Origin of the sequence: Nocardia tenerifensis NBRC 101015, from assembly GCF_000308715.1 — a bacterium.
Lineage (GTDB): Bacteria > Actinomycetota > Actinomycetes > Mycobacteriales > Mycobacteriaceae > Nocardia > Nocardia tenerifensis.
In genome coordinates, this window is the sequence record NZ_BAGH01000507.1 from 1 (window position 1) to 4,632 (window position 4,632).

A 4,632-nucleotide genomic window follows, 5' to 3' on the forward strand; every position below is an offset into this window, starting at 1 on the left:
GGTGAGGGCCATGGTGCATTCGTTGTTGCGCAGTGCTTGTGCGGCGAGGTGGAGTGCGACGAGGGAGGATGAGCAGGCGGTGTCGATGGTGACGGCGGGTCCTTGGAGGCCGAAGGTGTAGGCGATGCGGCCCGAGGCGATGCTGCCCGCGCTGCCGTTGCCGAGGTGTCCGGCGACTTCGTCGGGTACGTGGGTGAAGCGGGTGGCGTAGTCGTTGTACATGACGCCGGTGAAGACGCCGGTGTGGTTGCCGCGTAGTGAGGTCGGGTCGATTCCGGCGTGTTCGAAGGTTTCCCAGGCGGTTTCGAGGAGTAGTCGTTGTTGGGGGTCCATGGCGAGTGCTTCTCGTGGTGAGATGCCGAACAGGGCGGCGTCGAAATCCGCCGCGTCGTGCAGAAACCCGCCCTCCCGGACCGAGCTGGTGCCGGGGGAGTCCGTCCCGGCGAAGAGTTCGTCGAGCGGCCAGCCCCGGTCCTGCGGGAACGCCGACACGGCATCGGTGCCCGTGGAAACCAAGTGCCACAGCGCTTCCGGTGTGTCCGCGCCGCCGGGGAAGCGGCACGCCATCGCCACGATCGCGATCGGCTCTCGTTCCCGGCTCTCCGCCTCCGACAGGCGTTCTTTGGCCTGCTGGAGATCAGCGGTGACCCGCTTGAGGTAACCGAATAGCTTTTCCTCCTGCGACATACGTACAACCACCTGTGTTTTCGAGCGGACGGGGCCAGGGCTGGTCAGAGGTTGCGATCGATGAAATCCATCAGCTCCTCCGGCGTCGTGTCGGCGAGGTCGGCGCCGTTGTGCCCGTTCGTGGCGCCGCGCCGATTCCACTCGTCGAGCAGATCGGTGAGGCGTTGGGCGATGTGCGCGTGCTCGTCGGTCGGCGGCTCGGCGGCGAGCCTGGCCGCGAGCCGGTCCAATTCGGTGAGCAGCGTGTCGGGCGCGCCCGGCAATTCGCCGTCGAGGAAGGTGGCCAGCGCGGTCGGCGACGGGTGATCGAAGGCGACGGTGGCGGGCAAGGCGACGCCGGTCCGAGCGGTGAGCCGGTTGCGTAACTCGGTCGCGGTGAGCGAGTCGAAACCGAGATCGGCGAAGCTGCGTTCGGCGGCAATGGTTGCGGTCGAGGCGTGCCCGAGTGTCGCCGCGACCTCTGCGTGCACCAGCTCGAGTACCGCCACACGGCGCTCTGCGCCGGTCAGACCGCGGATCCTGTCCGCAGGCGACTCCGCCGAACGCCCGGTTTCCGGGGCGGGGGCGAATCCGCGCAGCACGGCGGGGATCGCCACCGCGTCGCGCAGCGCCGCGCGGTTCAGCAGAAGCGGAACGGCCAGCGCGTCCTCGGCGGTGAGCGCCGCGTCGAACAGCGCGAGCCCCTGTTCCACACGGATCGGCACGATACCGGTGCGCGCGAGCCGACGTCGATCGGCAGCGTCGAGTGCGCCGGTCATCCCGGCTTCGGAGTCCCACAGGCCCCATGCCATCGACACCGCGGCCAGCCCCTGCGCGCGCCGCGCGGCGGCGAGCCCGTCCAGGAAGGCGTTGGCCGCCGCGTAATTCGCCTGGCCGGCCGAGCCCAGTACCCCGGCCGCGGAGGAGAACAGCACGAACGCGCTGAGGTCCAGGTCGCGCGTCAGCTCGTGCAGATGCCAAGCCGCGTCTGCCTTCGGCGCGAAAACCCTGCGCAGCCGCTCGCCGGACTGTCCATCGGTGGTCGCGTCGTCGACCACCCCGGCGCAGTGGACGACTGCCCGCAGCGGTGCGTCCGCCGGCACGGCCGCGACCAGCTTGGCGAGCGCGCTCCGGTCGCCGACATCGCAGGCGGCGAAGTCCACCTCGGCACCGAGTGCGCGTAGCCGCGCGCCGAACTCGTCGGCGCCGGGGGCCGCCGCGCCGCGACGGCTGACCAGCAACAGCTTGCGTACCCCGTACGACTCGACCAGATGCGTGGCGATGAGGCCGCCGAGCGCCCCGCTCGCCCCGGTCACCAGCACCGTGCCCGGCTCGAACCGGGGTTGCTCGGTGCTCGGTGCCCGGCGAACCAGGCGCGGCACCAGGGCGCCGCCGGAGCTCAGCCGCAGCTGCGGCTCGCCGGAAGCGATCGCGGCGGCGAGCGTTTCGGTGCCGCGGTCGGTGTCGACGAGCACCACGCGGCCGGGGTGTTCGATCTGAACGGAGCGCACGAGCCCCCACACCGCGGCCGCGGGCAGCCGAAGGGCCGGGTCCGCGGCGCCCACACCCGTGGTGACGACGACCAGCCGGGCGGCGGCGCCCTGCCGCGCCAGCCAGTCCTGCACCGAGCAGAGCACGTGCTCAGCCGTCAGACGAGCGGATTCGGCCACGTCCCCGTGCGGCGACGGACGCACCGCCGCGTCGAGTACCGTTGTGTCCGAGGGCAGCTCGGCGACGTGCGGCAAAGCCACCGGCTGCCAGTCCAGTCGCAGCGCGGTCACCCGCGTGGCTCGCGGTCGGTCGGACACGGCCCGTCCGACGAGCGCGGCGATCGAACCGACGTACTTGCCGTCGGCCCCGGCGAAATCGAGCGCGACCTCGTGGTCGCCGCGGCGCACCAACCGCACCCGCAGTTCGTCCCGCGCGGGGGCTTGCAGTGCCACGTCGGCGAAGGAGAACGGCAGGTCCGATCCCCCTTCGGCGTGCGCATCGATCGCGGCGACCTGCAGCGCGGCGTCGAAAAGCGCCGGGTGCAGGGCGAATTCACCGGTGTCGTGGTCCAGCCGGACCATGGCGAACAGCTCGTCGCCGCGGCGCCAGGCCGCCCGCAGGCCGCGGAACGCCGGACCGTAGACGATCCCGGATTCGCTCATTCCCTCGTAGAAGTCGTCCACGCCGACCGGCTCGGCGTCCGCGGGCGGCCAGGTCACCGGGTCGGGCGCGACCACCGGTTCGGCGTCGAGCACACCCACGCAGTGCCGCGTCCACGGTTCGTCGGGCTCCGCGCCTTCCGGACGCGAGAAGACCGCGACGCCGCGGCGGCCATTCACCGCCTCATCGATCTCGACACGGAGCTGCGCGCCGTCGGTGTCGGTGAGCGCCAGGGGCACATCGATGGTGAGCTCGGCGAGACGGGGATGACCGCTGCGGAATCCGGCGTGCAGCACCAGATCCACGAAGGCGGCGCCAGGGAACAACACCGCGCCGTGCACCACGTGATCGGCCAGCCACGGCTGCGACCGCACCGACACCCGGCCGCTGAACAACATTCGGCCGGACGACGGGAAGGTCACCGACGCCTTGAGGATCGGGTGATCGGCCGTGTCCAGCCCGGCCGCGCCGAGATCGACCACGCCGGACGGTTGGTTGTCCAGCCACAGGTGCTGCCGCTGGAACGGATACGTCGGCAGGTCCGTCTTACGGGCGTTCGTGCCATGGAAGTAGTTGTGCCAGTTGGGATCGACGCCGTTGACCACCAGGTGCGCGAGCGCGGTGGTAATGGTCTCCGTTTCGGGCCGGTCGTGCCGGAGGGAGGCACAGGAAACTCCGGGGATGTGCGCTGTCAGGGCGGCGTCCGGTCCGATCGTCAGGTAGACGGCGGGGTTGTGGTTCGCGATGGTGGTGATGGCGTCGGTGAAGCGGACTGTGTTGCGGGCGTGGTTGATCCAGTGTTGGGGGTTGGTGAGTGTGGTGTGGTCGGTGAGTTGTCCGGTGAGGGTGGAGACGAGGGGGATGGTGGGGGTGGTGAAGGTGAGTTCGTTGATGGCTGCGCGGTAGTGGTCGAGGATTGGTTCCATCAGTGGTGAGTGGAAGGCGTGGGAGACGCGGAGCCAGGTGGTGCGGTGGTCGGATAGTTGTTCGGCGATGGTTTGCAGTGCGGTCTTGTCACCCGACAGGACAATGGATTTCGGATTGTTGACGGCCGCGATGTCGATCGTTCTCTGGTGTTCGCGGAGGTAGTTACGGGCCTCGTGTTCGGTGGTGTCGACGGCGAGCATGGCGCCGTCTTCGGGTAGTGATTGCATGAGTTGGCCGCGGAGGGTGATCAGGCGTGCGGCGTCGGGCAGGGTGAGGGCGCCGGCGATGTGGGCGGCGGTGATTTCGCCGATGGAGTGTCCGGTGACGATGGTAGGTGTGATGCCCCACGATTCCCAGAGTCGGTAGAGGGCGACTTGGACGGCGAACAATGCTGGTTGTGCGTATGCGGTGCGATGGAGTAGGTGTTGGTCGGTGCCGAAGATGATGTCGCGCAACGGTTGTGGGAGGTGTAGGTCGAGTTCTGCACAGGTGGTGTCGAAGGCGTCGGCGTAGGCGGGGTAGGTGTCGTAGAGTTCGCGGCCCATGCCGAGGCGTTGGCCGCCCTGACCCGAGAACACCATCGCCACACCGCCCTCGGTGGCGCGGCCGGTGATCACGGCGGGATGCGTGACTCCCGTGGCGAGGGCGGTCAGCGCGGCGTCGCACTCACTCGCGTCGCTCGCCAGGACGACCGCTCGATCATCCAGCGCGGCGCGGGTAGTGGCGAGCGAGTAGCCGACGTCGAGCACCGAGTCCGCGGCGGACAACGCGTCGGCGAGCCGGAGCGCCTGGGCCCGCACGGCCGCACGGCCGCGGCCCGACAGCGGCAACGGTATGACGGGCAGCGGGTTTCGTTCGTCGACTATGGGAGCGATTTCCTGGGGCTGC

Annotated in this window: 2 protein-coding genes; both read right to left on the minus strand. The window is 69.8% G+C overall.

Features of this window, described 5'->3' with window-relative positions; genetic code table 11:
• A partial coding sequence (locus tag ON39_RS34665) for a beta-ketoacyl synthase N-terminal-like domain-containing protein (protein WP_040740531.1) occupies nt 1-687 on the minus strand: 687 nt, incomplete at its 3' end.
• 44 nt (nt 688-731) lie between these two features.
• A partial coding sequence (locus tag ON39_RS34670) for a type I polyketide synthase (protein ID WP_157195559.1) occupies nt 732-4,632 on the minus strand: 3,901 nt, incomplete at its 5' end.